The sequence below is a fragment of the Desulfovibrio sp. 1188_IL3213 genome (assembly GCF_036763145.1).
Taxonomy (GTDB): domain Bacteria; phylum Desulfobacterota; class Desulfovibrionia; order Desulfovibrionales; family Desulfovibrionaceae; genus Desulfovibrio.
Genome location: NZ_JBAIYR010000364.1, coordinates 1 through 2,323, shown reverse-complemented (window position 1 = coordinate 2,323; position 2,323 = coordinate 1). Strand labels below are relative to the sequence as shown.

The 2,323-nt window shown below is 61.4% G+C and carries 2 protein-coding genes; both read left to right on the top strand.

The window, feature by feature from the left end:
• On the top strand, positions 1-1,018 hold a 1,018-nt coding region (gene lnt, locus V6C16_RS11460; RefSeq protein ID WP_333543264.1), incomplete at its 5' end, for an apolipoprotein N-acyltransferase.
• Positions 1,019-1,114: 96 nt separating this feature from the next.
• Positions 1,115-2,228, top strand: a protein-coding gene (gene prfB, locus V6C16_RS11455) for a peptide chain release factor 2 (RefSeq protein WP_333534944.1) whose coding sequence is annotated in 2 segments (ribosomal slippage) — positions 1,115-1,189 and positions 1,191-2,228 — 1,113 coding nt in all. Because the reading frame shifts where the segments join, the coding sequence is not laid out codon by codon here.
• The last annotated feature ends 95 nt before the right edge of the window (positions 2,229-2,323 follow it).

Here is a 2,323-nt window from a genome sequence, read left to right as displayed (position 1 = left end):
TACCCGCCGCATGTCGTACCGCCCCGTGTGTCTGGCGTCAGGCGTACTCATGGTTGCCCTGCTGCTCGGCTACGGCGCGCTGCGCATGCACCGTCAGCCGCTTGACAGCGAACCCGGCGGCCCACAAAGCGTGCTGGCCCTGTTTGTGGAAGGCAATGTGGATCAGAACCAGAAATGGCTGCCCGCCTTCCAGCGGCAGACCGTTGATCTGTACCTGAAGCTCACCTACGACGCGCTGGCGCAGAAGCCGGAAGAGAAGCCCCTGATCATCTGGCCGGAAACGGCCCTGCCGTTCTTTTTCGAGACCAATAATCTGCACTCCCCCAGGGTGCGGCAACTGCCTGCGATCACGGGCTGTCCCCTGCTCGTGGGCGCGCCCGGCGTGGAGCGTAGGCCGGACAGAAAGGAACCGGACGTCTTTAACCGCGCCTTTCTGCTCACGCCGCCCGCAGGCGCGGTGACCGCCCACTACGACAAGGAACATCTGGTTCCCTTTGGGGAGTACCTGCCGGAATGGCTCAACTGGGGCTTTCTTGAGGCGCTGCTGCAAGGCGTGGGCGTGTATGAAACCGGCACGGCCATCGCCCCTCTGCGCTATGACAACCTTGCCCTGGGCATGCTCATTTGCTATGAAGGTATATTTCCCTGGCTGGCCCAAGCCCGCGTGCAGGATGGAGCCAACATTCTGGTAGACATCAGCAACGACGGCTGGTTCGGCGCCACTCCCGCAGCGCGGCAGCATCTTTACCTTACGGTTCTGCGTGCTCTTGAACAAAACCGCTGGATTCTGCGCGGCACCAATACCGGCATCTCCGTCGTGGTAGACAGCCGGGGCCGTCTGGTTGTGCGCGGTGAGCAGTTCAGGGAACAGGCCATCTGGGGCAAGGCCGCCCTGGAAAGCGAATCAAGCCTGTTCCATCGCCTGTGGCCCTGGCCCCTGCCTGTGGCCGCAGTCTTGCTGACCGGCCTGATTTTATGGGGTCCCGGTGGCGGTATTGGCCGCCGCACCCGCGCCTGACGCAGATCACGTATCTTTTCAGACTGTTATATACTATACAGCCGAATACCGGCATTTCCGGCCCAAAGCCGGTTCACCTTCAACCCACAGATCGCCATGTTGCAACTTACCGACCTTCGCGCCGCCTGCCCTCCCCTTGCCCAACGTTTTGCCTCCCTCTGGGGGCGTCTTTGACGTGGCGGCCAGCGAAAAAAGGTTGCAGGCCATTGAAACAGAAATTTCACGTCCCGGCGCATGGGACAAACCCGAAGCCCTCACGCCCCTGCTTCAGGAAAAACGCCGCCTTGAAGACGAGGTGGCCCGCCTGAACAGGCTCAAAACCTGCCATGACGACATGAATGAATGGCTGGCTCTGGCTGCGGAAAGCGAAGACCCCGAAGCGCTGGAATCCCTGGCGCAGCAGCAGAAAGATCTGGCCGCCCTGTTGGACGAAACGGAACTTGTGATGCTGCTTTCCGCAGAAGAGGACAGCCAGGATGCCATACTCGAAATCCACCCCGGCGCGGGCGGCACCGAGTCTCAGGACTGGGCCGAAATGCTGCTGCGCATGTATACCCGGTGGGCCGCGGATCACGGCTACAAGGTTGAGGAACTGGACTTTCTGCCCGGCGACGAAGCCGGCATCAAAAGCGTCACCCTGCGCGTGGGCGGACCGCACGCTTTCGGCTTTCTGAAAAGCGAGCGTGGCATCCACCGCCTTATCCGCATTTCGCCCTTCGATTCTTCCGGCCGCAGGCACACATCTTTTGCCTCGGTGGATGTCATCCCCGATGCGGGCGACGATATTGAACTTGACCTCAAGGAAGCTGATCTGCGGGTAGACATTTTTCGCTCCAGCGGCCCCGGCGGCCAGAGCGTCAACACCACAAGCTCCGCCGTGCGCATAACCCATATTCCCACGGGCATTTCGGCCCAGTGCCAGAACGAAAAGTCGCAGCACCACAATAAGGAAACGGCCCTGCGCGTTTTGCGCGCCCGCCTCTATAATATGGAGCTTGAAAAACGCGAAGCCGCGCGTCAGGCCCAATATGCCGGCAAAGACGCCATAGCCTTCGGCAGCCAGATACGCACCTACACCCTTCAGCCTTACCGTCTGGTCAAGGACCACCGCACAGGAACCGAGGTAGGAGACGTGGACGCGGTTCTGGACGGACAGATTGACGCCTTCCAGCACGACTACCTTTTGCACCGCCATGAGCAGCAACGCTGAGTTTGAAGCCCTTGCGCGCGAAATGCTGGCCCTGAGCCAGACCAGCGCGCCCGATGCGGACGCCCCGCACACTGCTGACGGCCCGGACCGGGGCG